Annotated in this window: 24 protein-coding genes, 5 tRNA genes and 1 pseudogene; 9 read left to right on the top strand and 21 right to left on the bottom strand. The window is 65.6% G+C overall.

The genetic code is table 11. From position 1 onward, the window contains the following. Window positions 1-106: 106 nt before the first annotated feature. The 15 genes from nusG to EO156_RS18225 all read right to left on the bottom strand — a co-directional run bounded on the left by nusG (window position 107) and on the right by EO156_RS18225 (window position 9964). A complete protein-coding gene (nusG, locus tag EO156_RS18295) occupies window positions 107-664 on the bottom strand; it encodes a transcription termination/antitermination protein NusG (protein WP_005917584.1) in 558 nt (185 codons plus the stop codon). Between the two features lie 13 nt (window positions 665-677). After that, on the bottom strand, window positions 678-1085 hold the full coding sequence (gene secE, locus EO156_RS18290) for a preprotein translocase subunit SecE (protein WP_005917581.1): 408 nt from the start codon (window positions 1083-1085) through the stop codon (window positions 678-680). Window positions 1086-1134: 49 nt separating this feature from the next. Further along, window positions 1135-1210: transfer RNA gene (locus EO156_RS18285), tRNA-Trp, on the bottom strand. 106 nt (window positions 1211-1316) lie between these two features. After that, window positions 1317-2507, bottom strand: coding sequence for an elongation factor Tu (gene tuf, locus EO156_RS18280; RefSeq protein ID WP_003486726.1), 1191 nt, complete (start codon window positions 2505-2507; stop codon window positions 1317-1319). A 46-nt stretch (window positions 2508-2553) separates the two neighbouring features. Next, window positions 2554-2629: transfer RNA gene (locus EO156_RS18275), tRNA-Thr, on the bottom strand. 33 nt (window positions 2630-2662) lie between these two features. After that, a tRNA-Gly gene (locus EO156_RS18270) sits at window positions 2663-2736 on the bottom strand. A 29-nt stretch (window positions 2737-2765) separates the two neighbouring features. Continuing rightward, window positions 2766-2851 (bottom strand) — tRNA-Tyr (locus EO156_RS18265). Between the two features lie 154 nt (window positions 2852-3005). After that, entirely contained in the window at window positions 3006-4097 is a 1092-nt protein-coding gene (ychF, locus tag EO156_RS18260) for a redox-regulated ATPase YchF (protein ID WP_003486755.1), read from the bottom strand. Window positions 4098-4174: 77 nt separating this feature from the next. After that, on the bottom strand, window positions 4175-4756 hold the full coding sequence (pth, locus tag EO156_RS18255) for an aminoacyl-tRNA hydrolase (RefSeq protein WP_016850341.1): 582 nt from the start codon (window positions 4754-4756) through the stop codon (window positions 4175-4177). Window positions 4757-4807: 51 nt separating this feature from the next. Then, window positions 4808-5443 (bottom strand): 50S ribosomal protein L25/general stress protein Ctc, encoded by a 636-nt coding sequence (locus tag EO156_RS18250; RefSeq protein ID WP_003486759.1) that lies wholly within the window; start codon window positions 5441-5443, stop codon window positions 4808-4810. A 108-nt stretch (window positions 5444-5551) separates the two neighbouring features. Then, window positions 5552-6511, bottom strand: a complete 960-nt coding sequence (locus EO156_RS18245; protein WP_003486761.1) for a ribose-phosphate diphosphokinase — start codon at window positions 6509-6511, stop codon at window positions 5552-5554. 165 nt (window positions 6512-6676) lie between these two features. Then, window positions 6677-6753 (bottom strand) — tRNA-Gln (locus tag EO156_RS18240). A gap of 3 nt (window positions 6754-6756) precedes the next feature. Further along, window positions 6757-7644, bottom strand: a complete 888-nt coding sequence (ispE, locus tag EO156_RS18235; RefSeq protein ID WP_011050637.1) for a 4-(cytidine 5'-diphospho)-2-C-methyl-D-erythritol kinase — start codon at window positions 7642-7644, stop codon at window positions 6757-6759. Beyond that, window positions 7626-8279 carry a lipoprotein insertase outer membrane protein LolB gene (lolB, locus tag EO156_RS18230; protein ID WP_029828183.1) on the bottom strand — a complete coding sequence of 218 codons (654 nt, stop codon included), beginning with the start codon at window positions 8277-8279 and terminating at the stop codon, window positions 7626-7628. Before lolB ends, ispE begins: the two co-directional genes overlap by 19 nt. Beyond that, a complete protein-coding gene (locus EO156_RS18225; RefSeq protein WP_029996037.1) occupies window positions 8276-9964 on the bottom strand; it encodes a tetratricopeptide repeat protein in 1689 nt (562 codons plus the stop codon). The genes lolB and EO156_RS18225 overlap by 4 nt, the downstream gene beginning before the upstream one ends. A 65-nt stretch (window positions 9965-10029) precedes the next feature. Between EO156_RS18225 and hemA the strand changes: the two genes are divergently transcribed. From hemA to ppk2, 5 genes are all read left to right on the top strand, one after another. Further along, the gene (hemA, locus tag EO156_RS18220; RefSeq protein ID WP_003486770.1) at window positions 10030-11328 is read left to right on the top strand and encodes a glutamyl-tRNA reductase; all 1299 of its coding nucleotides are present in this window, start codon (window positions 10030-10032) and stop codon (window positions 11326-11328) included. Continuing rightward, the gene (gene prfA, locus EO156_RS18215) at window positions 11306-12391 is read left to right on the top strand and encodes a peptide chain release factor 1 (protein ID WP_005915585.1); all 1086 of its coding nucleotides are present in this window, start codon (window positions 11306-11308) and stop codon (window positions 12389-12391) included. Before hemA ends, prfA begins: the two co-directional genes overlap by 23 nt. Next, window positions 12388-14094, top strand: a complete 1707-nt coding sequence (locus tag EO156_RS18210; protein WP_016850120.1) for a tetratricopeptide repeat protein — start codon at window positions 12388-12390, stop codon at window positions 14092-14094. The genes prfA and EO156_RS18210 overlap by 4 nt, the downstream gene beginning before the upstream one ends. Before the next feature lie 344 nt (window positions 14095-14438). Further along, window positions 14439-14957: a molybdenum cofactor biosynthesis protein B gene (moaB, locus tag EO156_RS18205; protein WP_005915581.1), complete on the top strand. Its 519-nt coding sequence runs from the start codon at window positions 14439-14441 to the stop codon at window positions 14955-14957. A 32-nt stretch (window positions 14958-14989) separates the two neighbouring features. Further along, complete coding sequence (ppk2, locus tag EO156_RS18200; RefSeq protein WP_003486779.1) at window positions 14990-15772, top strand: polyphosphate kinase 2; 783 nt, start codon at window positions 14990-14992, stop codon at window positions 15770-15772. On the opposite strand, the gene EO156_RS18195 is transcribed toward ppk2, so the two are convergent. From EO156_RS18195 to EO156_RS18180, 4 genes are all read right to left on the bottom strand, one after another. Further along, complete coding sequence (locus EO156_RS18195; protein WP_005923225.1) at window positions 15754-16983, bottom strand: hypothetical protein; 1230 nt, start codon at window positions 16981-16983, stop codon at window positions 15754-15756. The genes ppk2 and EO156_RS18195 overlap by 19 nt on opposite strands. Window positions 16984-17068: 85 nt before the next feature. Next, window positions 17069-17335, bottom strand: a complete 267-nt coding sequence (locus EO156_RS18190) for an acylphosphatase (RefSeq protein WP_005915576.1) — start codon at window positions 17333-17335, stop codon at window positions 17069-17071. Then, entirely contained in the window at window positions 17335-17946 is a 612-nt protein-coding gene (locus tag EO156_RS18185) for a TlpA disulfide reductase family protein (protein WP_016851509.1), read from the bottom strand. The genes EO156_RS18190 and EO156_RS18185 overlap by 1 nt, the downstream gene beginning before the upstream one ends. Continuing rightward, window positions 17943-19220 carry a YihY family inner membrane protein gene (locus tag EO156_RS18180; protein ID WP_005915572.1) on the bottom strand — a complete coding sequence of 426 codons (1278 nt, stop codon included), beginning with the start codon at window positions 19218-19220 and terminating at the stop codon, window positions 17943-17945. Before EO156_RS18180 ends, EO156_RS18185 begins: the two co-directional genes overlap by 4 nt. A gap of 111 nt (window positions 19221-19331) precedes the next feature. Here EO156_RS18180 and wrbA point away from each other — a divergent pair, with 111 nt between their 5' ends. Together wrbA and EO156_RS18170 are read left to right on the top strand one after the other, a co-directional pair. Beyond that, entirely contained in the window at window positions 19332-19928 is a 597-nt protein-coding gene (gene wrbA, locus EO156_RS18175; protein WP_033482921.1) for an NAD(P)H:quinone oxidoreductase, read from the top strand. Further along, window positions 19925-20269 carry a DUF2069 domain-containing protein gene (locus EO156_RS18170; RefSeq protein ID WP_026007062.1) on the top strand — a complete coding sequence of 115 codons (345 nt, stop codon included), beginning with the start codon at window positions 19925-19927 and terminating at the stop codon, window positions 20267-20269. Before wrbA ends, EO156_RS18170 begins: the two co-directional genes overlap by 4 nt. Before the next feature lie 221 nt (window positions 20270-20490). Here EO156_RS18170 and EO156_RS18165 read toward each other — a convergent pair. Beyond that, window positions 20491-21710, bottom strand: a pseudogene (locus EO156_RS18165) (glycoside hydrolase family 30 beta sandwich domain-containing protein). A gap of 509 nt (window positions 21711-22219) precedes the next feature. On the opposite strand from EO156_RS18165, the gene EO156_RS18160 reads away from it, so the two are divergent. Together EO156_RS18160 and ybaK are read left to right on the top strand one after the other, a co-directional pair. After that, window positions 22220-22705: an asparaginase domain-containing protein gene (locus EO156_RS18160; RefSeq protein WP_003488754.1), complete on the top strand. Its 486-nt coding sequence runs from the start codon at window positions 22220-22222 to the stop codon at window positions 22703-22705. A 4-nt stretch (window positions 22706-22709) separates the two neighbouring features. After that, window positions 22710-23183, top strand: a complete 474-nt coding sequence (gene ybaK / locus EO156_RS18155; protein WP_011050626.1) for a Cys-tRNA(Pro) deacylase — start codon at window positions 22710-22712, stop codon at window positions 23181-23183. 200 nt (window positions 23184-23383) lie between these two features. Here the strand turns inward: ybaK and EO156_RS18150 are convergent, their stop codons facing one another. After that, window positions 23384-25081: a S8 family peptidase gene (locus EO156_RS18150; RefSeq protein WP_016850309.1), complete on the bottom strand. Its 1698-nt coding sequence runs from the start codon at window positions 25079-25081 to the stop codon at window positions 23384-23386. Window positions 25082-25118: the final 37 nt, after the last annotated feature.

Raw genomic sequence — 25118 nt, 5'->3', positions numbered from 1 at the left:
CAGATGGCCGCCATGCGGCAGCCATTGGTTCCAGGCGGTTCGCCAGGACAGCGAGCCGCGCACTATAGCAGCATTTGGGGCGAGCGCCTAGCCGGCGCCCACAGGGTCAGCCTTTCTCGACCTGACCGAATTCGAGCTCGACCGGCGTGGAGCGACCGAAGATGAGCACGGCAACACGCAGCCTGCTCTTTTCGTAATTGACTTCCTCGACGACGCCGTTGAAGTCGTTGAATGGACCCTCGGTGACGCGCACCATCTGGCCCGGCTCGAACAGCACCTTCGGACGCGGCTTCTCGACGCCATCTTGCACCCGCTGCAGGATCGCATCCGCCTCTTCGTCGCGAATCGGCAGAGGACGGTCGGCGGTGCCGCCAATGAAACCCATCACCTTGGAAGTTTCCTTCACAAGGTGCCAGCTTTCGTTGTCGATGCGCGGAATACCGGCCTCTTCATGCGTTTCGATCTGCACCAGCACGTAGCCGGGGAAGAACTTGCGCTCTGACCGACGCTTCTGGCCGGCGCGCATTTCGATGACCTCTTCGGTCGGCACCAGCACGTCGCCGAAACGATCTTCCATCTCGGCACGCGCGATACGGTCGCGCAATGCCTGCGCAACGGATTTTTCGAAGCCTGAATAGGCGTGAACGACATACCAACGCTTCACTGCTTGATTCTCCTCAACGAGCCAGGAACCACTGCGTGAGCTTCTGGATGACAAAGTCGAAGCCGCCCAACAGCAAACTCAGAATGATTACAACAACAATGACGACCCAGGTGGTGCGGATAGCTTCCTGGCGCGTCGGCCAGACAACCTTACGCAACTCGAACCTGGATTCGGACAGGAATTCGCGGGTCTCCCGGCCCTTGCCGGTACCCAAAAACACAAATGCACCCGCCACCAACCCGACGATGACAGCCAATGCACGCAGCTGCGGCGTCCACGCGCCCAGCTGGGTCGCGCGCTCGGGAGCGGAGAACCAGAACCACACAAAAAGCCCCGCAACCACCAGGGCAGCGGAGACAACGTACTTAACGACATCAGCGCTAGAGGACGCGCTCTTGGAAGGCTCGATTTTGCTATTCATCCGGCTCTAGTTACCGATCTGACCCGAGTCGCTGGGCCGGAAAGAGGAGTGGCACGCCAGGAGGGACTCGAACCCCCAACCTGCGGTTTTGGAGACCGCTGCTCTGCCAATTGAGCTACTGGCGTATGTACTCGTTTACCGCAAACCCCAAGACAACGAAGGCGGACCGCGGTTCAGCCGGCCCGCCATTCGTTTGAATCCAGCCGCCAACAGGCGGCTGGATACAGGCACTTACTTAATGATCTTGGCAACCACGCCGGCGCCGACGGTACGACCGCCTTCACGGATGGCGAAGCGCAGACCCTCGTCCATCGCGACCGGGTTGATCAGGGTCACGACCATCTTCACGTTGTCGCCCGGCATCACCATTTCCACGCCTTCCGGCAACTGGCAAGCGCCAGTGATGTCGGTGGTGCGGAAGTAGAACTGCGGACGGTAGCCCTTGAAGAACGGGGTATGACGGCCACCCTCATCCTTGGACAGCACGTAGACTTCGGCTTCGAACTCGGTGTGCGGCTTGATCGAACCCGGCTTGCACAGCACCTGGCCGCGCTCGACGTCGTCACGCTTGGTGCCGCGCAGCAGCAGACCGGCGTTGTCGCCTGCCTGGCCCTGGTCCAGCAGCTTGCGGAACATTTCCACGCCGGTGACGGTGGTCTTCTGCGTATCGCGGATACCGACGATTTCGATTTCGTCGCCCACCTTGATGATGCCGCGCTCGATACGACCGGTCACCACGGTGCCGCGGCCGGAGATCGAGAACACGTCTTCGACCGGCATCAGGAACGGACGGTCGACGTCGCGGGTCGGCTCGGGAATGAACGAATCCAGCGCTTCGACCAGCTTCAGGATCGCCGGCACACCGATATCGCTCTGATCGCCGTCCAGCGCCAGACGCGCCGAACCGTGGATGATCGGGGTGTCGTCGCCCGGGAAGTCGTACTTGCTCAGCAGCTCGCGCACTTCCATTTCGACTAGCTCGAGCAGCTCGGCGTCGTCGACCATGTCGGCCTTGTTCAGGAACACCACGATGTGCGGCACACCGACCTGGCGCGAGAGCAGGATATGCTCACGGGTCTGCGGCATCGGGCCGTCGGCGGCCGAGCACACCAGGATCGCGCCGTCCATCTGCGCCGCACCGGTGATCATGTTCTTGACGTAGTCGGCGTGGCCGGGGCAGTCGACGTGCGCGTAGTGGCGGGTCGGGGATTCGTATTCGACGTGCGCGGTCGAAATCGTGATGCCGCGCGCCTTCTCTTCCGGCGCCGCGTCGATCGCGTCGTACGCCTTGAACTCACCACCGAAACGCTCGGCACCGATCTTGGTCAGCGCAGCGGTCAACGTGGTCTTGCCATGGTCAACGTGACCGATGGTGCCGACGTTCACGTGCGGCTTGGTGCGCTCGAATTTAGCTTTTGCCATGGGTGCGTGTCTCGGTAATCGTTTGGAGTTGAAGACGATTGAGTAATGGTGCTCACGAAAGGAATCGAACCTTCGACCTCCTCCTTACCAAGGAGGTGCTCTACCGACTGAGCTACGTGAGCGAGTTTTGCATTATGCCATGCATTTGCGTTCAATGGAGCGGGAGACGGGAATCGAACCCGCACCATCAGCTTGGAAGGCTGAGGTTCTACCGTTGAACTACTCCCGCGCCGGGAACTGCATGCCACAACGTGAAACTGGTGGAGGGAGGTGGATTCGAACCACCGAAGGCGTAAGCCAGCAGATTTACAGTCTGCCCCCGTTGGCCGCTTGGGTATCCCTCCAGCTTTTACTACCGGACCTGTGCGCCGCGAGGCGAATTCGGTTCGGGGTGAAGCAGCCCGTTATTTTGTTGTGGGACGCATGCAGTGTCAACAAAAATTTTGAGCAATCCTTCACTCTCAACGACACGCGGCGCCAGGCGCCACGCACAGCCGATCACACGTTGAAGCGGAAGTGCAGCACATCGCCTTCCTGGACACGGTATTCCTTGCCTTCCAGGCGCAGGCGCCCGGCATCGCGGGCACCGGTTTCGCCGCGGTATTTGATGAAGTCGTCGAAACCAATCGTTTCGGCGCGGATGAAGCCCTTTTCGAAATCGGTATGGATCACGGCAGCAGCCTGCGGCGCCGTCGAACCGGCCTTGACCGTCCAGGCGCGCACTTCCTTGACCCCTGCAGTGAAATACGTCTGCAGGCCCAACAGCGTGTAGGCCGCACGGATGACGCGATTCAAGCCCGGCTCTTCCAGGCCGAGATCGGCCAGGAAGCTGTCGCGATCGGTATCGTCCAGCTGCGACAGCTCTTCTTCGATGGCCGCCGAGACCGGCACCACTTCGGCACCTTCGGCAGCCGCATGCGCGCGCACCGCATCCAGGTGCGGATTGTTCTCGAAGCCGTCTTCCAGCACGTTGGCGATGTAAAGCACCGGCTTGAGCGTCAGCAGGAACAGATCGCGCACCAGCGCCTTTTCTTCCTCGTCCAGACCGGCGGCACGACCCGCCTTGCCATCCGCTAACGCGGCCTGCAGTTTGGCCAGCACCGGCTTGCGCGCCGCTGCATCCTTGTCGCCGCCCTTGGCGCTGCGTTCGGCACGGTTGAGGGCCTTTTCCACGCTATCCAGATCGGCCAGCGCCAGCTCGGTATCGATGGTTTCGATATCGGCGATCGGGTCGACCTTGTTGTTGACGTGGATGACGTCGTCGTTCTCGAAGCAACGCACCACGTGGGTGATCGCATCGACTTCGCGGATGTGCGCCAGGAACTTGTTGCCCAGGCCTTCGCCGCTCGCCGCGCCGGCCACCAGGCCGGCGATATCGACGAACTCGACCGCGGTAGGGATCAGCTTCTGCGGCTTGACGATGTCAGCCAGCTGATTGAGACGCGGATCCGGCACCGGCACGATGCCGACGTTCGGCTCGATGGTGCAGAACGGGAAGTTGGCCGCAGCGATGCCGGCCTTGGTCAGCGCATTGAACAGGGTCGACTTGCCGACATTGGGCAGGCCGACGATGCCGCATTTGATACCCATGGGTTTTCCAGTGAATGGAGAATCGGGAATGGAGAATGGCAGGAGCAGCGCCCTGTCCATTCCCTATTCCCCATTCTCTATTTTTTTTCGGTGTGCAGGCGTTTCATCGCCTCGTTGAAATTGCCTTCCATCGCCAGCGGCAGCACATCGATGGCGGCGTCCACCGCAGCGCCGATCGCCGCATCGTCCTCGCGCCCTGCCCGCCCCAGCACCCAGGGCACCACGCGATCCTTATGGCCGGGATGACCGATGCCAACGCGTAGACGGTGAAATTTGCCGTGCCCGAGCAGGCGAATGGTGTCGCGCAAGCCGTTTTGCCCGCCGTGACCGCCGTCGAACTTGAGCCGCGCGGTACCGGGCGCCAGATCCAGTTCGTCGTGGGCGACCAGCAGGTGTTCGGGCTCGATCTTCCAGAACCGCAATGCGGCGGTGATCGACTTGCCGCTGAGATTCATGAAGGTGGCCGGCTTGAGCAGCCAGACCGGCTGTCCCGCGATCTCGACCCTGGCGATCTCGCCGAACAACTTGCTGTCCAATGCCCAGCGGGCGCCACTGCGCTCGATGAGGGCATCGACGAAACGAAACCCGGCGTTATGCCGGGTTTGCGCGTGTTCCGGACCCGGATTGCCGAGCCCGACGATCAGGCGGAGTGCAGTCATGCCAGTGACCGCAGCCGATCCCGCGCGCAATGCAGGGGATCGGCCGACGGATTACTTGGTCTCGGCGCCTTCGCTGCCTTCTTCGCCGGCAGCGTCGTCTTCTTCGATCCGCACGTGCTTGGCAGCCACCACTGCCACGTCGTGCTCCTTGCCCAGCTTCAGCTCCGGAATTTCAACACCGGCCGGCAGCTTGATTTCGGACAGGTGGATCACGTTGCCCACTTCCAGTGCACCGAGGTCCACCTCGATGAACTCCGGCAGATCCTTCGGCAGGCAGACCACCTGGACTTCGTTGAGCTCGTGGGTGACGACCACCTCGCTCGACTTGCCGGCCGGCGAGGATGCTTCGTTGATGAAGTGCAGCGGCACGGCAGCACTGAGCTTCTCGTTGGCGCTGACGCGCTGGAAGTCGATGTGCATGATCAGCTGCTTGAACGGATGGCGCTGCATGTCGCGCAGCAGCACCTGTTGCACGTCGCCGTTGAGGTTCAGGTCCAGGATGGACGAGTAGAACCACTCGTTCTGCTGAGCAAGCCAGATCTGCTCGTGGTTGAGCTGGATGCTGACCGGCTCAAGTTCGCCACCGTACACGATGGCCGGAATGACGCCAGCGTGACGCAGGCGGCGGCTCGCACCCTTCCCCTCGTCAGCGCGGCGCTCGACCTTGATTTCATGAGTCTTTGCCATTGGATTTCACTACCTGGTTGGAACACCGCCTCGCGGCGATGAAGCGTCTCACCCGCGACCAGGTGAGACGTGTGGCGGCACCCGGGAATCCGGGCACCGAATGGGGCATCAGTCGACGTAAAGCGAGCTGACCGATTCGCCGAAGGCGATACGGCGGATGGTCTCGGCCAGCAGTTCGGCCACGCTAAGCTGACGAATCTTGGCGCAGGTGCGCGCCGCTTCGCTCAGCGGAATCGTGTCGGTGACCACCAGCTCGTCGAGCTGCGAATTGTTGATGTTGTCCACCGCCGGGCCCGAGAGTACCGGGTGGGTGATGTAGGCCACGACCTTGAGCGCGCCGCGCTGCTTCAGCGCCGCGGCAGCGGCGCACAAGGTACCGGCGGTGTCGACCAGGTCGTCGACCAGCACGCAGGTCTTGCCCTGCACGTCGCCGATGATGTTCATCACGGTGGCCACATTGGCGCGCGGACGGCGCTTGTCGATGATGGCCAGATCGGCGTCATCCAGGCGCTTGGCGACGGCGCGTGCGCGCACCACGCCACCCACGTCGGGCGACACCACGATCAGGTTGTCGGTGCCGTAGGCGCGCCAGATGTCGGCCAGCAGCAGCGGCGAGGCATAGACGTTGTCGACCGGCACATCGAAGAAACCCTGGATCTGGTCGGCGTGCAGGTCGACCGTCAGCACGCGGTCCGCCTCCATGGCGCAGATCATCTTGGCAGCCACCTTGGCAGTGATCGGCACGCGCGAGGAGCGCATGCGACGGTCCTGGCGCGAATAACCGAAATACGGGATCACCGCGGTAACGGACTGGGCGCTGGCGCGCTTGAGCGCGTCGATCAGCACCAGCAGTTCCATCAGGTTTTCGGCGCTGGGCGCGCAGGTAGGCTGGATGACGAACACTTCCTGCCGACGCACGCTCTCTTCGATCTCCACCTGCACTTCGCCGTCGGAAAAGCGCGTGACCAACGCCTTGCCCATGCGAACGCCCAGTTCCTTGCAGATGCTCTGGGCAAGCGGCTTGTTGGCATTGCCGGAGAACACCAGCAGATTACGTTGGTCTTGCATGAGATCTCTCGGGCGGCGGCGAAGAGCGTGCGGATCGATGGTGGAGCAGGACAAAGCCGAACCAATGCCGGGCTTTCGTTCGAGTCCCGCGCAAGGATGCGCGAGGTGTTGCAGACGGATCTGCAGTGAAACCTGGTGCAGGCGGACCTGCCTTTCTCGACAAACTGGCAGGGGCGGTAGGATTCGAACCTACGAATGCCAGGATCAAAACCTGGTGCCTTGGGCCTCTTGGCGACGCCCCTGCATCAAACTTGTCTCGCGTCCCGTGCGTCGAGCAACGGCGAGTGCGATGCACCCTCCGCCACCCACGCCCGCAGGCCGCCCGGCAACTGCGCCAGCGCCTGCTCTGCAGCAGCGCGCGTGGCGAATTCGACGAAACAGCCACTTCCCGACCCGGTCAAACGCGGTGTACCGACCCTGGAAAGCGCCTGGAACACGGCCTCGACGGCGGGTTCGCGGCGCCGCAGGACCGGCTCGAACGCATTGTCGAGCAGGGAACCGGAAGCGAAGTCCGCTATTTTCGCGGGCGCAGCATCCCGCGTCAATTCCTGTGATCGAAATAACGCTGGTGTCGGCACGTGAACGCCGGGATCGACCAGCAGATAGGCCGCTTCCGGCAGGGAAATCGGGGTCAGTTGTTCGCCCACGCCTTCGGCCCAGGCATTGTGGCCGCGCACGAAGACTGGCACGTCTGCGCCCAGCTGCAAGCCCAGCTCGGCCAGCGCATCGGCCGCCAGACCCAGGCCCCACAAGGCATTGAGCGCCACCAGCACGGTGGCCGCGTCCGAGGAACCGCCGCCGAAACCTCCCCCTGCCGGGATGCGTTTGTCGACCCGAATCTCCGCGCCCGCCTGGGCGCCGGTTGCCGACTGCAGCAGGCGCGCGGCGCGGATCACCAGATCATCGTCTTCGGCCACGCCGGGCAAACTCTCGCCCACGCGGCGGATCTGGCCGCCGCTGCGCACGCGAAGATGAACGGTGTCCCCCCAGTCCAGCAGCCGGAACACGGTCTGCAGCAGGTGGTAGCCGTCGGCCCGGCGCCCGGTGATTTGCAGAAACAAATTCAGCTTGGCCGGCGCAGGCCAGGCCGACCAGTCCGTGTCCGGCGCGTCCATCAGGGCGATACGGTCCATTGGTCGACCAGCAGGCGCACCTTGGCCTCGCCGCTACGGGCTTCGATCCGCTGCGGCAGCTCGGGCTGCTCGGCGCTGGCTGGCGTCCAGGCCAGAAAGTCGATCGTCCAGCCGTCCTGCTGCACGGTGCGCGGGCGCCCGGCGGCATCCAGGTCGACGCGTGCGGCACCCGCACCGGCGATGCGCAGCGCGCGCACCCAGTCCGGCATCTGGTTGACCGGGATGGTCCAGCCGGTTGCTTCCAGCAGCGCCTGCTCGGCATCGGGGCCACTGCGCGGACCGCCCTCCAGCCCTTCCAGCCGGCCGGCGCCACTGGTGGTGTCGCCGGTGAGCACCCAGCTTTGCCGGGTGACCGGCGCACTGAGTTGCACGCGGTAGCGCGGGCCATCCTGCTGCCAGTCGATGCGGCCGCTGCCGCCGTTGCGGTCCTTGCTGATCGCCACCCGGCCCTGGAAGGACCAGTGGGGATGCGCCTGCAACCAGGCCTGGCGAGCGGCTTCGGCCTGGCGCGCACTGTCGGAGACGTGATCGACCACCGCCGCACCGCTGCCCTGCCCGCGCGGCACGCTGACGCAGGCCGACAGCCCGGCCAGCACCAGCCCGCCCAGGGCCAGCGTTCGGACCGTCTTGCTCATAGCCCGAACTTCTCCACCGCACGCTGCAGCGCACGGTTGTCGGGGTCGAGACGGCGCGCTTCATCGAAGTAGCGACGTGCTTCGTCCTGCTTGCCGCTAACCCACAGCACTTCGCCGACGTGGGCCGCGATTTCCGGGTCCTTGACCAGCGCCCAGGCGCGGCGCAGCTGCACCAGCGCCTCCTTGGTACGGCCCATCCGGTACAGCACCCAGCCATAACTATCGACGATGGCCGGGTTGTCCGGGTCGGCGGTGCGGGCGCGGTCGATCAGCGCCAACGCTTCCTTGTAGCGGGTGGTGCGGTCGGCCAGGGTGTAGCCCAGCGCGTTCAGGGCTGCGACGTTTTCCGGTTCGGTCACCAGGATCTTGCGCAGATCGGCCTCGGCACGCGGGACATCGTCGCGCCGCTCCCAGGCCAGCCCGCGGGCATACAGCAACGCGCTATCGTCCGGGTAGGCGGCCAGGCCACGTTCGAACGCGTCCAGTTCGCCCGGTGCATCGTCGGCCCGCTGATGCAGCTCGGCTTCGAGCACGTAGGCGTCGCGGCGCGCGTCATCGTCGGCACTGGCGTCGCCCTGCAGGGCGCGGGCTTCGGCAAGCGCTTCGGGCTTGCGGCCCAGTTCGTACAAGGCGCTGGCGGCGCGCAGACGCGCCTCGCTGAGTTGCGGACCACCCGGCACGCCGCGATACCACTCCACCGCCTCGTCGTAGCGTTTGAGGAATTCGGCGATCTTGCCCAGCAGCAGACGGCGGTCCGGATCGGGCTTGGTGGCGTTGCTCTTGAGCTCGGCGTACAGCGCCTCCAGCGAGCTGCGGTCTTTTTCCTTGGCCAGCATCGAGGCACGCAAGCCATAGGTCTGCGTGTCCTGCGGCCCGGTCGAGAGCACGCGTGCAGCAGCTTCGGTCTGGCCCATGGCGTCGTAGGCGAACGCCAGCGCGCCGCGCAGCTCGGAGTCCTTGACCGCTTGCGGTTCGATGTTCTTCAGCAGCGCCAGCGCTTCGTCGTTCTTGCCTTCCTGCTGCAACTGGGTCGCGTGCAGCAAGGCCACGCGCGGCTCTTCGGGGAAGCGGCGCACCACCTCGTCGACGATGCGCTTGGCCAGCGCCGGGCGCTCCATGCGCAGCGCAAGCCGGCCGAATTCCTGCCAGGCTTCGATCTGATTCGGGATGGCGCCGGCCTTGACCAGGTCTTCGAGCACGTCGGCCGAGGCTTCCGGCTCGCGGCCGCCGTTGGCCAGGGCGATCAGCGCAAAGCGCCAGCCACGCGGGTCGGGCTCCTTGAGCAGGCCGAGCAGGTCGCGGCGTGCGGTGCGCAGGTCGTTGCGGCGCAGAGCCAGCGAGGCCTCGGTGCTGCGCATGGACATCGACGACGGTGCGCGGGCGCGCCACAACGCCAGCGCTTCGATCGCGCGCGGGTCGTCGTTGGCCAGCATGGAGATGCGGGCGGCGCGCTCGGCCAGCCCGGCATCGCCGGCCTCGGCCTTGGCGGCGTCCAGGTAGGCGCGCGCGGCATCGTCCAGTTGCCCGGCCTGCAAGGCGAATTCGCCGGCAAGCACGGGTTCCAGCGACGAGGCGCCGGCACTGCTTGGCGGCGAAGCGGGCGGTGCTTTCTTGGGTGCTGCGGTGGCACTGGCGGACATTGCGACCAGCAAAAGAACACTCAGGATGCGAATCGGTACAGGCATCGGGGGCAACCGGGCCGTAAAATGGGGCCCTGAATGGCCGCCAGCTTATCGCAAGCAACTGAACAATGACGTTGTGGGTGCTCGGACTGAATCACCAGACCGCACCTGTGGACCTGCGCGAACGCGCGGCGTTCGCAGGTGATGCGCTACCGCGCGCGCTCGAATCGCTGCGTGCGCTGCCCCAGGTGAGCGAGGCCGCGCTGCTGTCCACCTGCAACCGTACCGAGTTGTATGCGATGGCCGAGGAGGCGCACAGCCTGGTCAACTGGCTGGAAACCCACGCGCCCGGCCTGAGCGGTTATCTGTACCAGCACCAGGAAGCCGAGGCGGTGCGTCACCTGTTTCGTGTCGCCACCGGGCTGGATTCGATGGTATTGGGAGAACCCCAGATTTTGGGCCAGGTGAAGGACGCCTGGGCAGTGGCGCGGGCGCACGGCGCGCTGGGCAGCGGGTTGGACCGGCTGTTCCAACAGACCTTTTCGGTGGCCAAGCGTGCGCGTACCGACACCCGTGTCGGCGCAAATCCAGTGTCGGTCGCATCCACGGCGGTGCGACTGGCACAGGACTCGTTTGCCCGGCTCAACGAATCCACGGTGCTGTTGATCGGTGCCGGCGAAACCATCGAACTGGCGGCCAAGCATCTGAGCGAAGGCCGCGTGCGCCGCCTGCTGATCGCCAACCGCACCCTGGCCCATGCACAGACACTGGCCAGCCAGCACGGCGGCTTCGCTTTGCCGCTGACCGATCTGGAACGCCACCTGGCCGAGGCCGACGTGGTGTTTTCGGCCACCGCTGCGCGTGAGCCGCTGGTGACCCGCGCACAGGTGGAACAGGCCTTACGCGCACGCAAGCGCAAACCGATGCTGCTGTTCGACCTGGCGGTGCCGCGCGATATCGAGGCCTCGGTGGGCGAGTTGAGCGACGCCTACTTGTACACGGTGGACGACCTGGAACGTGCGGTCGAAGACAATCGCCGCGGGCGCCGCGAAGCGGCCGACCAGGCCGAAGCCATCATCGACCTGCAAGTGGCGCGCTATGTCGAAACGCTGCAGGCCACTGCGCATCAGGCACCACTCAAGCGGCTGCGCGCGTTTGGCGATAGCACCCGCGACGAACTGCTGGCCAAGGCACGCCAGCAGTTGCACAACGGAAAACCGGCCGACGAAGTGCTGGAACAGTTGGCGCATGCGCTGACCAACCGCTTGCTGCATCCGCCCACCGCCGCACTGCGCGATGCGGCGCTCAACAACGACCTGGAATTGACGGCTGCGGCCGACCGGCTGTTTCCGGAAAAGCCGGGTTACCAACATCCCCCCATAGCTACCCCGATCGTGAGGACCGATGACGCCGACCCTGCGCCGTAAGCTCCAAGCGCTGGCCGAGCGCCGCGAAGAACTGCAGCACCTGCTCTCCGACCCCGATGTGGTGGGCAACAACGACACGTTCCGTACGCTCTCGCGCGAACTGTCGCAACTGGAGCCGGTGGCGGTGGCGCTGGAAGAGGAGGCGCGCGCCAAGGCCGACCTGGCCACGGCCGAAGCCCTGCGCAACGACCCGGAGATGCGCGAGCTGGCCGAAGAGGAAATTGCCGCTGCACAGGCGCGCCTGGAACAACTCGATGCACAGCTGGCATCGCTGCTGGTACCGCGCGACCCGCGCGATGACGGCAACCTGTTTCTGGAAGTGCGCGCGGGCACTGGCGGTGACGAAGCGGCGATCTTTGCCGGCGACCTGTTCCGCATGTACGCACGCTACGCCGAGCGCCAGGGCTGGAAGGTGGAAATCGAATCCGACAGTCCCGGCGAGCACGGCGGCTACAAGGAAGTGGTGGCGCGGGTGGTCGGGCGCGGTGCGTATTCGCGGCTGAAATTCGAATCCGGCACCCATCGCGTGCAACGCGTACCGGCAACCGAATCGCAAGGCCGTATCCACACCTCGGCCGCAACGGTGGCGATCATTCCCGAAGCCGACGACGTGGAAGAGATCACGATCAATCCGGCCGATCTGAAGGTGGACACGTTCCGCTCGTCCGGTGCGGGCGGCCAGCACGTCAACAAGACCGAATCGGCGATCCGCATCACCCACGTGCCCAGCGGGGTGGTGGTGGAATGCCAGACCGAGCGCAGCCAGCATGCCAATCGCGACAAGGCGATGAAGCGGTTGAAGGCGCAGTTGCTGGACACCGAACGCAGCAAGGCGGCAGCGGCCGAAGCGCAGACGCGCAAGTTGCAGGTGGGCAGCGGCGACCGCAGCCAGCGCATTCGTACCTATAGCTTTCCGCAGGGTCGCATCACCGACCATCGCGTCGAAGGGCTGACCTTGTACGACCTGCCCAACATCATCGAAGGCGATCTGGATGCATTGATCGGGAGGCTGCTGCACGAACATCAAGCCGACGAACTGGCACGGTTGAGCGATAGCCCGTGAGTGCGCAAGTCCCGCGCGAGCTGCTGCAGCTGCGCGAGCAAGTGCGACGCCAGCCTGGCGATTTCGTCGCCTGGTTGATGCTGGCCGATGCCGAGCTGGGCATGGGCGTCACCGCTGCCGGCGAAACGGCCGTGCAGCGCGCGCTGGCGCTGCACCCGAGCCATCCGGAAGCGGTGGCGCGGCTGGGACGGGTGCGCTGGGCGCAGCAGCGCCATGCAGAAGCGGCCACGCTGCTCCAACAGGCCTCGGACCTGGTACCGCAGCATCCGGGGATCGCCCTGTGGCTTGGGCACGCGCTCGAAGATGCAGGCCAACCGGAACAGGCCGCGGCCGCCTACGCACGCGCCCATCGGCTGCTGCCCCACGAGCCCTACATCACCGCACAACTGCTCAACTGGCGACGCCGCTTATGCGATTGGCGCGAACTGGAATCGCTGGCTGCACAGGTGCGCACCGCAGTAACGCAAGGCGAAGCGGCCGTGGAGCCTTTCGCGTTCCTGAGCGAGGACGCCAGCGCTGCGGAGCAGCTGGCGTGCGCCCGTACCCGCGCGCAGGCGATTGCCTCCTCCGTGCACCCACTGCCAGCGGCCACGCTGCGCAGCCGCGGCGCGCTGCAACTCGGATTCGTGTCCAACGGCTTTGGCGCCCACCCGACGGGCTTGCTGACGGTGGCCTTGTTCGAAGCGTTGCGGCGACGCCAGCCGGACCTGCAGGTGCAGTTGTTTGCAACCAGCCCGGACGATGGCAGCGACATTCGCGCGCGCCTGGCGCAGGCAACGCGCATGCACGATGTCACTGCGCTGGGGCATCTGGCAACCGCGCAACATATCCGCAACCAGGGCATCGACCTGCTGTTCGATCTGCGCGGCTGGGGCGGTGGGGGACGACCGGAAGTCTTCGCATTGCGGCCGGCACCGGTGCAACTCAACTGGCTGGCGTATCCGGGCACCTCGGGCGCGCCGTGGATGGATTATGTGCTTGGCGACGCCATCGCATTGCCGACGTGGCTGGAGCCGTTCTACAGCGAACAGGTGCTGCGCCTGCCGCGCGCATTTCAACCATCGGACACCTCGCGCACGGTGGCCGAAGCGCCATCGCGCGCGCAGTGCGGGCTGCCGGATCACGCTGTGGTGCTGTGCTGCTTCAACAACAGTTACAAGCTCAATCCACGCAGCACCGCGCGCATGCTGGCGGTATTGCGCGCGGTGCCCGGCAGCGTGCTGTGGCTGCTGTCCGGCCCGGGTGAAGCGGATGCGCGATTGCGTGCAGCAGCGCAGGCACAGGGCGTGCACGCGCAGCGTTTGGTCTTCATGCCCAAACTGCCGCACCCGCAGTATCTGGCGCGCTATCGACATGCGGACTTGTTCTTGGATACGCATCCGTACAACGCGCACACCACCGCCTCCGATGCGTTATGGGCAGGCTGCCCGGTCTTGACCACACCTGGTCAGACATTTGCCGCGCGCGTGGCCGGCAGCCTGAATCATCATCTGGGGCTGGATGAAATGAATGTGGCCGATGACGCTACGTTCGTGGCCAAAGCGATCGAGCTGGCGAGCGATGCGGAGGCCTTGCGTGGCGTGCGTGCGCAGCTGGCGGAGCAACGCCTGCGCAGTGGCCTGTTCGATATGGATGGATTTGCGGATGACCTGGCCGCGCTGCTGCGTGGCATTGCTCAGCGCAGTGGATGGCGGGGGGTTTAGTCGTTGGTGCCCGACTTGGCTCATTGGATGCTGCGAGCTGGCCTCGCTGCTGTGTTGGCCTGAGATGGCATGGCTGAAAACGCTGCCCAAAGCGGCGGATACGCATCGACGCTGCATTCCCTTCTTGCGTCGGGACATTGTTCCCCTTCGTGGAGGAAAGGTGGTGCGTAGCGCGGGATGAGGCGACGTCTGCGGCAATCACACTGGTCAACCGTACCCTCACCCCTCTCCCGCAGGAGAGGGGCTAACGGCAGTGCATCAGTCCGTGCCCGATAGTCAGGTGCTCCGTGCAACTTCACACCGCGGCGCTGTACCCGGCCGTCCAGGCTCGCTAGGCTGCGCGCATGCCTTCCAATCTCGATTTCATTCCCTTGCGCCTGTGCGTGCTGACCGTGTCCGACAGCCGCACCCTGGCCGACGACCGCTCCGGCGATTACCTGGCCGATGTCCTCACCCATGAAGGCCACGTCCTGCACGAACGTGCGCTGTGCCCGGACGACCGTTACCGGATGCGGGCGATCGTCTCCGGCTGGATCGCAGATGCGCAGGTGGATGGGATCCTGATCACCGGTGGCACCGGCTTTACGGGTCGCGACAGCACCCCGGAAGCGATCACCCCGTTGCTGGACAAGGTCATGCCTGGCTTCGGCGAGATGTTCCGCGCGATCAGCGTGGAAGAAATCGGCACCTCCTCGCTGCAGTCGCGCGCCTTTGCCGGGCTGGCCAATCACAGCTTCGTGTTCTGTCTGCCCGGCTCCACCTCGGCCTGCCGCACGGCCTGGGAAAAGATCGTGCGCGCGCAGCTGGATGCGCGCACCAAACCCTGCAATCTGGCGACATTGCGTCCACGCTTAGGCGAATAGTCTGCGCGCTTTCCACCGCTGCTGGAACGCGCATGTCGCACTTGAAACGCAAGGCTTATAAAAAGTTGCTGGCGCCAATGCAGTTGGAACTGGTGGACATGGCGCGCTGGTTGCGCCACACCAACCAGCGCGCCCTGGTCCTGGTGGAAGGCCGCGACACCGCCGGCAAGGGCGGCGTCATCCAGACCATCGCCAGCCACCTCAACCCACGGCAGTGTCGCGTGGTGGCGCTGCCCAAGCCCAACGACCGCGAAAGCACCCAGTGGTATTTCCAGCGCTATGTCACGCACCTGCCGGCAGCCGGCGAACTGGTGCTGATGGATCGCAGCTGGTACAACCGCGCCGGCGTCGAGAAGGTGATGGGCTATTGCACCGACGCGCAATACGACCTGTTCCTGGAGCAGGCGCCACGCTTCGAACAGATGCTGGTCGACGACGGCATCCTGCTATTCAAGTACTGGTTGTGCGTGGACCAGGCCGAGCAGGAAAAGCGCTTTGCCGAACGCCGCGAAGACCCACTCAAGGGCTGGAAGCTGTCGCCGGTGGACCTGCAGTCACGCACCAAATACGACGACTACACCGCCGCGCGCGAACGCATGCTGGAGGCGACGCATACGCCCGATGCACCTTGGACGCTGGTGGATTTCAACGACCAGAAGCGTGGCCGCCTGAGCCTGATCCGCGATCTGCTGGACCGGCTACCGGACACCGCTGTGCCCGATGCGCTGGTGCAGCTGCCGCCATTGCCCGGCAAGCTGCACAAGGAACGCTATGGCGTGCTGGAACCGATCGACGATTACGCCGCCCAGTCCTGAGAGACTTCGTCGCTGGCGGCCGTGGCACGCGGCAGCGGGTGCAGGCCGGCCTGACGTTCGGCCTGCTCGGCCTGCAGCACCAGCTGGCTCAGACGCTGGCTGAACAATTGCATGAAACCGCGATGCAGCGGGCGCATCGCTTCCATGTAGTCCACATCGTCGGCCTGCGCACCGAGTGGGCTGCAGGACGACAGCAGCACTTCGTCCAGGCGCAACGCGCTGTCGGGCAGGCGCACCAGTGCGGCGCGGCGGAGCCAGTCGCGCATGCCTTCGCGGTATTCGGCGGCCAGGATGTAGGCCACTTCGACCTGGTCCAGGTCCACATCCGGGTTCCATGCCAGCACCTGGATCACCTGCGAACGCTCGTCGAGCATGCGCCCTTCGGCGACCAGTGCATGCAATTGCTGCAGCAGGCGCCATTGCACGCCGGCGGCCTCGCGTTGGGCGCTCGGCATGGTCTCGATGGCCAGTGCCAGACGCCGCGCAAACAACGCCGGCACCTCGGACAGCACGATCGGGCCGGCATCGGCGCCGATCAGAAAACGTTCGGTACGCAGGGCCGCGGTGTCGGGCAGGTAGCCGTCCTGCAGCGGGCGCATCACGCCGTGGTCGAGCAGCGACAGCACCACATCCAGCCAGTAGCGGCGTTCCTGCTGCAGCGTGCGGTTGGCGGCGGCGTTGTGCCAGGCCTGACGCACATCGTCCAGGCGCAGGATGCAGGACTGCGCATCCAGCCCGTCCCACGGTGCGCGGGTGGCGTCGTTGGGATCGAAGGTTTCCGCGCTGAGCATGCCGCCGCCGAAGCGGTGCCAGGCTGCGCCACGCTGGGCGCCGGCCGGGTCCGGCCGGGCCGCGGCCACCGGAGCTGCCGTGGCCGGGCGCAGGAGTGCGGCGTAGGCATCGGCCCACGAATCGGGCAAGCGCGCCGAGAGCGGGTAGCTTGCCGAGGGCTGACCCAGCCCCTGGCGTGCCAGACGCAGGCTCCACACCACCGCGCCGATCACGATGCCGCCAAAGATCCAGGCCAGCAGCCAGCTGGTTGCCGCCTGTCCGGTCGATAGCACGCGGGTTGGCGGGTGCAGAAACAACAACCAGCCGCTGCCCAGCAGGACACCGAGATACAGCCACGGCGCGAGCTGCGCCATCTGGCGGTGGCGGCGATGCGCGGGCAGGTCGTGCCCGTCGTTGCGGTCTTGAGATGGAGCGGCCATTACATTCCCCGTGCACGCCTGATCGCGTTGACAGGGTTATCGGCGAGGCAACCCAACTCTGTTGCCCCGCTTCAGTGGCGCACGCTCACCCAGTTACAAAGTCTTCAGTCGGCGGAACCGCGCAGGCCGTGCGCGTGACCGCCGCGACCGTGGCGGCCGGCGGGCCCTGCCATAACCATGCTTCCAAGGCGTCCAGCGCCGCCGCGCTACCGGCGGCGACCACGTCCACGCTGCCGTCGGCCTGGTTGCGAGCATGCCCGACCAGGCCGAGTGCCACTGCGCGTTGACGGGTGCACGCGCGGTAACACACGCCCTGCACCACCCCGCTCACCACAAAACGCGCCGCCTGCATCAACCCGCCTTGCCGGTGATGCCGACGGCCGCTTCGATATCGCGTGCGGTCACCGGGCCAAGGAATTGTTTGGCGACCTTGCCGTCCGGGCCGATCAGGTAGGTCATCGGCAGGCCGCGCGGGGTGGCGAAGTCCTGTGGCGGTTGGTACGGGTCGAGGATGGCGATCGGGTAGGACACCGGGTGGTCCTTCAAGAATGCCTGCATGTCGGCGCTGGTGATGTCCTCGTAGGCCAGACCCACCACCTCGACGGTGTCGCGCATGGTGTGCAGCGCCGACAGTTCGGGCATTTCCTTCAGGCACGGCGCGCACCAGGTAGCCCAGAAATTCACCACCACCCATTTGCCGCGGTGCGCGGCCAGGTCGTAGGTCTCGCCGGTCACGGTCGGCAGCGAGAGCTTGGGCATCTGGGCGGTCTGCTGCACCACCGAGCTGTTGGGAGGTGCGGCCGGGTCGGCTGGCGTGGCTGGTGTGGCTGGCGCCTGGGGCGTGGCGGCAGGCGCAGCGCCGTTGCCGGCAGCGGGAGTGGCCTCGCTGGCGGGCTTGCAGGCGGTCAGCAACAGCAGTGGCAACAGCAGCGCACAGGCGCTGCGGACAAGACGCACGGTCATGGAGGATCTCCGGGAAGGTGGGTGTAAAGGTCGCCGACCGGCTGCGCCAGCACGCTGCGCAAGGGTTGGCGCAGCTGTTCCAGCGCCGCGGCGGCGGCCTGGCCGAATGCATCGTCGCGGCACGGCAATGGGCGGTCTTCGATCGGCACGCGCAGCTGGCAGTTTTCGTAGAGTTCGGCCAGGGGCACCACATCCAGATCGCGCGCCAGCAGCCACTGCCCGCGCTCGTCGCGACGCAGCAGGCGGATACGCTTGAGCTCGCACAGCAGCTCCTGCATCAGCGTGTCGGTGAGCATCGGCTCCAGCGCCAGGATGCGGTCTTCGTCCAGGCCATCGCCGTGGACGCGCGCCTGGCTGAAGCGGCCGAGCAGACGCAGCAGGCCGTAGATCTCGAAGCCCGGCGGCAGCCGCATGGCCTCTGGCTGGTAGCGGAACGCGGACATCGACGAGGCCAGCGAGGCGCCCAACAGCACCGACACCCAGCTCAGGTAGATCCACAACAAGAGGATCGGCAATGCCGACAGCGCGCCATAGATGCGCTGATAGGTCTGGAAATTACCGAGGTAAAAGCCAAAGCCCCACTTGACGATCTCCATCAGGATCACCGCCAGCAGCGCGCCCGGCAGCGCATGCCGCAGCCGCACCACGTGCTGCGGCACCACGCGGTAGATCAGCACGATGCACACGAACTCCACCGCCATCGGCGCCAGCCGCCAGGCGAATTCGGCCAGCCACTGGCCTTCGGTGGTGCGGAACAGCGGCAGCGCGAACACGTAGGCCGCCATCGCCATCGAGGCGGCGGCCAGCATCGTGCCCAGCGTCAGCACCGTCCAGTAGATCAGGAAGCGCGTCACCTTGGGGCGCGCAGCGGCGACCCGCCAGATGCTGTTGAAGGTTTGTTCGATGCTGTGCAGGGTGATCAGCAGCGAGGCCACCAGCGCGACCATACCGGCCACGGTGAACTTACCCAGGTCTTCCAGCGAACGGTTGAGATAGTTCTGCACCGAACGCGCCGCGCCAGGCACGAAATTGTTGAAGATGAAGTCGGTGAGCGCGTCCTTCCACTCGTTGAAGGCGGGAAACGCCGACAGCACGCCGAATACCACGATCGCCAGCGGCACCAGTGCGAACACGGTGGTGTATGCAAGCGAGGCGGCCGCCTGGAACAACCGGTCGTCCAGGAAGCGGCGCCACAGAAAGCGTCCGAAGCTCACCGTCCGCGCGCGGTCGCGCAGACGTTCTTTCCATTGGTGGAGTTTGTTCACACGCGACATCGCGCAAGGGTACCCGATGCGCCGTCATCGCGGCCTTGCCGCAGCTGCGGCGTGCAGCAACAGGCTGGCTTGGCCGATACTGCGGCAACTCACACAGGCGGCAACGACACGATGGCGGAGATTCTGGTGCTGTATTACAGCCGGGGCGGTTCGGTGGCGCGGCTGGCGCGGCAGATCGCACGCGGCATCGGCGAAGTGCCCGGCATGAGCGCGCGGCTGCGCACCGTCCCACCGGTGGCCGCGGTCACCCAGACCAGCGCCCCGCCGGTGCCGGACGAAGGCGCGCCCTATGTAGACCGCGCCGATCTGGCCGAGTGCAGCGGCCTGCTGCTTGGCAGCCCCACCCGCTTCGGCAACATGGCCGCACCGATGAAGCATTACCTCGACAGCCTGGGCGCCGAATGGGCCAGCGGCACCCTGGCCGGCAAGCCGGCCGGCGTGTTCACCTCCACCGCCTCGATGCATGGCGGCCAGGAATCCACCTTGCTGTCGATGCACCTGCCGCTGCTGCATCACGGTTGCCTGATCGTGGGGATTCCGTTTACCGAAGCAGCGCTCAGCCACACCACCAGCGGCGGCACGCCCTATGGCGCCAGCCATGTCTCCGGCGCTGGCGGCGATCCGCAACCGAGCGAGGACGAAGCGCTGCTGGCGCGTGCGCTGGGCCGCCGGGTGGCCGACATCGCGCGGCGGCTGGCAACCCCGTGAGCGTGCGCGCCATGCAGTTGCTGCTGAGCGCCGCGCTGCTGGCGCTGGCGGCGTTGTTTGCGGTGTGGTTCCACGACGACCCGCGCCCACTGGCCGCGTTCATCGTGTTCGTGCTGCCGGCCGCGCTGACCGGCGTGCTGGCAGTGCGCAGTGCGCGTGCCCGCTTCTGGGCCGGCGTGTTCGCACTGGGCTGGTTCAGCCACGGCGTCATGGCCGCCTGGAGCCAGCCGCAGGCACGTGGAATGGCGTGGCTGGAACTGCTGCTCGCCCTGGCCGTGGTGGGCCTGGTCGGCGGCCCCGGCATGGCGGCGCGCTTGGGCAGGAAGCGCCCGCCACGTTGACCGGCGAGTCGAACAAACCGCATGCGCAACTGCGCGATGCAGCTGCGCATGCGTCCGGTTGAAGGGGTCAGCCGCAGCCACCCCACACAGCCACTCAACCAAGTTCGATCATCGTCAGGCGGGCACAGCCGGGGCTCAGCGTGGCGTGCACACGCCTCCACTCCGATCCCTGCGCGCCGTCCACGCCACCTGACGACGACTTGCGACGTTTCGGTTGCCGCTCAGTTTCCGACCAGCGTGGCCACGCTCTGCGGGTCGACATACAGCGAGGTCTTGCCGTTGACCACGCTGTAGTTGCCGCCGAACCCGACATTGAGCGTGCTCGAGGTGCTGTATTTGGCGAACTGCGTGGCAGTGCCGGACGGTAGCGTCAGGTCCAGCCGCTGGTGGCCGGTGCCGGTGTTGACCGCCACCACCACCAGCTTGTTGTCCGGCGTGCGGTAGGCGGTCACCGAGACATCGCTATACGGGTGCTCGGTGGCGCCGACCCGCACCGACCCTGGCCGCACGAAGCGCGCGAACTGCGACATCGCATAGCCGCGCTTGCTCACTGCGCCGTTTTCGCTGATCAGCCCGTAGCTGCGCCGGATGTACCACCAGATGTAGGCGTTGAAATTGGCCGCCATGCTGGCGTGCAACTCACTGGCCACACCCAATGCCGACGGCCACGCGTTGCCATCGGTGTTGTCGGTGTAATGCTCGGTCATCCAGATCTGTTTGCCCTTACTGCGCGCCAAGGCATAGTCGCGCGGGACCGCGCCATACAGATGGCCGGCCACGATGGAGGTTGCCTGATTGGCAGTGGCGTTGTTGAGGACCGGGTCGGTGATGGAGAAGTTGAACCCCACCGACTCGCCGACGATGACCTTGAGGCTGCCGAACTTGCTGCCTTGGCTCACGAGATAGTTGACGAAGTCGCTGCCGCTCCAGTCGGCCGATTCGTAATCCGGGTGCCAATCCGGCTCGTTTTGCAGGGAAATCGCGTACAGCGGTGCGCCCTTGCCCGACATGTAATTGGCGAAATCCAGCAGGTGCTGGGTGTAGGCGCCGTAATAGTTCGTCAGCAGCTTGCCGCCATTGACCAGGCTGTTGTTGGACTTCATGTAAGCCGGTGGCGTCCAGGGGGTTGCGAACACCAGCCCGCCCAGCGCATGCACGCGCGTTGCGGTCGGCACCTGGGTCGCCCAGCCTGAGCTGGAGGGGTCGATGCGCATGCGCAGGATCGACAACCCGATCTGCCCGTTGCCGCTGCCGTAAGCCAGATCCACCTGCGCGGGTGTCAGGTCGTTGATCCAGCCGGCGCCGTTCATGCCGCCGAACCCGCGCACCGTCTGGTAGTCTGCGTGGGCGTGATCGTCACCGTCTGCGCGGCGGCTTGGCCCGCCACCAGCACGGCCATCGCGCAGGTGAGAGCGCGCAACATCGACAAAGGCTTCTTCATGGGTTTCTCCGGAAAGGGATGGCGACGGCATCGCGGTACCGACGGCCCGCCGACTATCGACTGCGGAGATGGCAGTTCAATTTCTGTGGCGTCTCATTGTTGGTTTCGTGACGCAGGACACGCGCGTAGTGCGTTGGAGCTTTGCATGAATCACGCAGCGCTTTGCACTGCGGCATAGGCAGTGATGCGGAGGCAACTTTGAAGCAACGCCTCCGATTCGGACCTAACGCTGCATCCAGAGTCTGCGCGTGCGCTGCATGTGCGAAGGCTGCTCGCAGCGTGCGTCATGATCCCTACGCGTTGAACCGAGCGTCACGCTCCGCTGGTCGACGCATGCCTGCACCGGATCAACCCAAGCACATGTAGCACCGCCACATCCGGCACAGCGAGCGCAGATTCAGCGCACCCTTTGGTCAAGGCCGTTGTTCTACTGCCACTCTCCTGGCCGGGCGGTATCATGGCGGCCCGCGCGCGGCCTGCGCCGCGTTAGCTCTACAGGATCCGCAGCAATGGAAGACCTCCTGATCGTCACCACCGGTGGCACGATCGACAAGATCTACTTCGACGACAAATCGGACTACCAGATCGGCGACCCGCAGATCGGTCAGATTTTGAAAGAACTGGGCGTGACGTTTCGTTTTTCGGTAATTCCGATCATCCGCAAGGATTCGCTGCACATCACCGATGCCGACCGCGAACTGATCCGCGCCACCATCGCCGCCCAGCCCACCCGCCACGTGCTGATCACCCACGGCACCGATTCGATGGTGGAAACCGGCAAGGTGCTGCAGACCATCGCCGACAAGACCATCGTGATGACCGGCGCATTGAATCCGGCGCGCTTTCGCGGCTCTGATGCCGAATTCAATATCGGTTGCGCTGTCGGTGCGGTGCAATCGCTGCCGGCAGGCGTTTATATCGCCATGAACGGCCGCATCTGGAATCCGCAAAAGGTGCGCAAGAACGTGGCTGCCAACCGCTTCGAATCGGTCTGAGCGCATGAGCAAGGCCACACGCGCCACCAAGGCCCTGGACGCGGCCGGCGTAGGTTATGTGTTGCATCCTTACGACTACCGGGCCGATGCCGATGCGAAGGGACTGCAAGCCGCAGATGCGTTGGGCCTGCAGCCGCATACCGTGTTGAAGACGCTGATGGCATGGGTCGACGACAAGGCGGTGTGCGTGGTGATTCCATGCGACCGCCGGGTGTCGTTGAAGAAACTGGCCAGCGCCTACGGCGGCAAGTCGGCACGCATGATGGACGTGGCCGATGCCGAGCGGCGCACCGGTTACAAGGTCGGCGGTATCAGCCCGCTCGGCCAGCAACGGCAGGCGCCGGTGCTGGTCGAAGTCACGGCGTTGGACGTACCGGCGCTGTGGATCAACGCCGGCCAGCGGGGGCTGCTGCTGGAATTGCCCGGCACCCAGCTGGTGCATGCACTCGCCGCACGCGCTTGCGCGCTGTGCGAGTGAACGCGTAAACGCGATGCCGCGCGTATCGGCCGGTATGCGCGCTACGCGTTTGGGACTCGACTCACGCGATGCTCTCGGCGGATCGCCTGCATTGATTTCGATCTTCCACCGATGTCTCCGCATTGCACGCATGCAGCACTGCCGCACTAGAGCAGGCAGCAGCGCCTCTGGACACGGCAGCACCACCGCGCCGGAACCACTCAATACGCCGCAGTGACGCTGACTCCGGAAAAGCCCAGCGTTGCCTTCAAGCGTACGTAATAGACGCCCGCAGCCGGCGCGGCCAGCGTGCAGCTGTCGCCATTGCCCGGCAACATGCTGCGGCAGCTGTACGCGGCGTCGGTCGGTAACGCTCCGGCCCGTACCGAAAGGTCGGCGTTGCCGCTGCCACCGGCGAGCGTGACCTTGAGCGAACGGGTGCCGGCCGGCACATTGACCTGGTAATACAGCGAATCGGAAAGCGCTGCGCTCAGCCCGGTGCGTGCCACATTCCTGCTCAAGGTGGTCGACTCGATCACCGCCGCCACCGCGCCATCGGCATTCACCAGCCCGGCCCCGCACCCCTGCGTGCAGGCCACCGGCATGGGTCGCGCGCTGGCCTTGAGCAGGGCTTTCACTGTTGCCGGCGTCAGCGGATTCAGGGCCACCGACTGCATCAGCGCCACCACGCCAGCCACGTGCGGCGCAGCCATCGAGGTGCCGCTATACACCGCATATGCCGGATTGCCCGGTGCCGTGTTTCCGGTATTGAGCGTGGACACGATCGATTGCCCGGGCGCGGCGATATCCACGCCCTTGCCGAAGTTGGAGAAGCTGGCCTTGGCGCCGGCCGAGGTGGTGGCGGCCACGGCGATCACGTTGGCGCAATTGGCCGGCACGCTGGTGGAGACGTCCATATTGCTGTTGCCGGCGGCCACGACCACCGCGCTGCCGCGCGTGACGGCTGCGGTGATGGCGTTGTTCAACGTCGCCGAGCAGGTGCCCGCTCCGCCCAACGACAGATTGATCACCGTGGCCGGATTCGGGTTGGCCGGCACGCCGGTGACCTTGCCGCCGGACGCCCACACGATCGCATCGGCGATATCGGACATGTAGCCGCCGCAGCGGCCCAGCACCCGCAACGGCAGGATCTTGGCGTTGAACGCGGTACCGACCACGCCCACCGCGTTGTTGCCCACCGCCGCCACGATGCCGGCCACGTGCGTGCCATGCCAACTGGAATTGGACGCCGACGCTCCGGCCCCGCATTCGTTGGCCGCGGCCCAGTCGCCTTGGTCGGCCGCGTTCGCATCGCGCGCAGTGCCATCGCGCGCAGTGGCCGGATCAACGATGAAGTCGTAGCCGGGCAGCACATTGGCTGCCAGGTCCGGATGATTGGTGATGCCAGTGTCGATCACCGCCACCACGATGCCCTTGCCGGTGGAACGGTCCCAGGCCGGACGGATGTTGAGGCTGGCGGCGGTCGCGCCCATCGCCCACTGCTGCGGCACGCCCGGGTCGTTGGGAACCAGCAATGGCCGCATCAGGATGTCCACTTCCACGCGTTTGACCGCCGGGTCGGCGGCAAGGCGCCGCATCAGGCTTTCCGAATCCACGCGGTCCAGCTTGCGGTCTGCCACCAGCAACATCGGCCCGCCACTGAGCCGGCGCGTGGCCGACAGGCCCAGCGCCTTCCCGCGCGCTTGCGGCACGGCACGCGCGATGTCGCCCCATGGCGCAGACAACCCGGTCGCCCGGCTGCTGCCGACGCTGTTCTTGTAGCTGACGATGAAGCGCTGATGGGTGTTGCTGGAATTCAATCCTTGCAGATTGACCTCGCCAGCAGCGGCATGAAACGTGCATGACAACGCACAGACGAATGCAACGCGGCGCAGTACGCCTACTGAGTGATACGGCATGACTCCATCCCTCCCCAAGGATCTGGCAACCCGGTTG

The sequence above is a fragment of the Xanthomonas sp. DAR33341 genome, from assembly GCF_003992815.1.
Lineage (GTDB): Bacteria > Pseudomonadota > Gammaproteobacteria > Xanthomonadales > Xanthomonadaceae > Xanthomonas > Xanthomonas cissicola.
This window is presented reverse-complemented; position numbering and strand designations above follow the sequence as displayed.

What these genes read in the sequence shown, in the direction of transcription:
- secE (WP_005917581.1), bottom strand. Translation starts at nt 1,085, where the DNA reads ATGAATAGCAAAATCGAGCCTTCCAAGAGCGCGTCCTCTAGCGCTGAT.
- tuf (WP_003486726.1), bottom strand. Translation starts at nt 2,507, where the DNA reads ATGGCAAAAGCTAAATTCGAGCGCACCAAGCCGCACGTGAACGTCGGC.
- ychF (WP_003486755.1), bottom strand. Translation starts at nt 4,097, where the DNA reads ATGGGTATCAAATGCGGCATCGTCGGCCTGCCCAATGTCGGCAAGTCG.
- pth (WP_016850341.1), bottom strand. Translation starts at nt 4,756, where the DNA reads ATGACTGCACTCCGCCTGATCGTCGGGCTCGGCAATCCGGGTCCGGAA.
- EO156_RS18250 (WP_003486759.1), bottom strand. Translation starts at nt 5,443, where the DNA reads ATGGCAAAGACTCATGAAATCAAGGTCGAGCGCCGCGCTGACGAGGGG.
- EO156_RS18245 (WP_003486761.1), bottom strand. Translation starts at nt 6,511, where the DNA reads ATGCAAGACCAACGTAATCTGCTGGTGTTCTCCGGCAATGCCAACAAG.
- ispE (WP_011050637.1), bottom strand. Translation starts at nt 7,644, where the DNA reads ATGGACCGTATCGCCCTGATGGACGCGCCGGACACGGACTGGTCGGCC.
- lolB (WP_029828183.1), bottom strand. Translation starts at nt 8,279, where the DNA reads ATGAGCAAGACGGTCCGAACGCTGGCCCTGGGCGGGCTGGTGCTGGCC.
- EO156_RS18225 (WP_029996037.1), bottom strand. Translation starts at nt 9,964, where the DNA reads ATGCCTGTACCGATTCGCATCCTGAGTGTTCTTTTGCTGGTCGCAATG.
- hemA (WP_003486770.1), top strand. Translation starts at nt 10,030, where the DNA reads ATGACGTTGTGGGTGCTCGGACTGAATCACCAGACCGCACCTGTGGAC.
- prfA (WP_005915585.1), top strand. Translation starts at nt 11,306, where the DNA reads ATGACGCCGACCCTGCGCCGTAAGCTCCAAGCGCTGGCCGAGCGCCGC.
- moaB (WP_005915581.1), top strand. Translation starts at nt 14,439, where the DNA reads ATGCCTTCCAATCTCGATTTCATTCCCTTGCGCCTGTGCGTGCTGACC.
- ppk2 (WP_003486779.1), top strand. Translation starts at nt 14,990, where the DNA reads ATGTCGCACTTGAAACGCAAGGCTTATAAAAAGTTGCTGGCGCCAATG.
- EO156_RS18195 (WP_005923225.1), bottom strand. Translation starts at nt 16,983, where the DNA reads ATGGCCGCTCCATCTCAAGACCGCAACGACGGGCACGACCTGCCCGCG.
- EO156_RS18190 (WP_005915576.1), bottom strand. Translation starts at nt 17,335, where the DNA reads ATGCAGGCGGCGCGTTTTGTGGTGAGCGGGGTGGTGCAGGGCGTGTGT.
- EO156_RS18185 (WP_016851509.1), bottom strand. Translation starts at nt 17,946, where the DNA reads ATGACCGTGCGTCTTGTCCGCAGCGCCTGTGCGCTGCTGTTGCCACTG.
- EO156_RS18180 (WP_005915572.1), bottom strand. Translation starts at nt 19,220, where the DNA reads ATGTCGCGTGTGAACAAACTCCACCAATGGAAAGAACGTCTGCGCGAC.
- wrbA (WP_033482921.1), top strand. Translation starts at nt 19,332, where the DNA reads ATGGCGGAGATTCTGGTGCTGTATTACAGCCGGGGCGGTTCGGTGGCG.
- EO156_RS18160 (WP_003488754.1), top strand. Translation starts at nt 22,220, where the DNA reads ATGGAAGACCTCCTGATCGTCACCACCGGTGGCACGATCGACAAGATC.
- ybaK (WP_011050626.1), top strand. Translation starts at nt 22,710, where the DNA reads ATGAGCAAGGCCACACGCGCCACCAAGGCCCTGGACGCGGCCGGCGTA.
- EO156_RS18150 (WP_016850309.1), bottom strand. Translation starts at nt 25,081, where the DNA reads ATGCCGTATCACTCAGTAGGCGTACTGCGCCGCGTTGCATTCGTCTGT.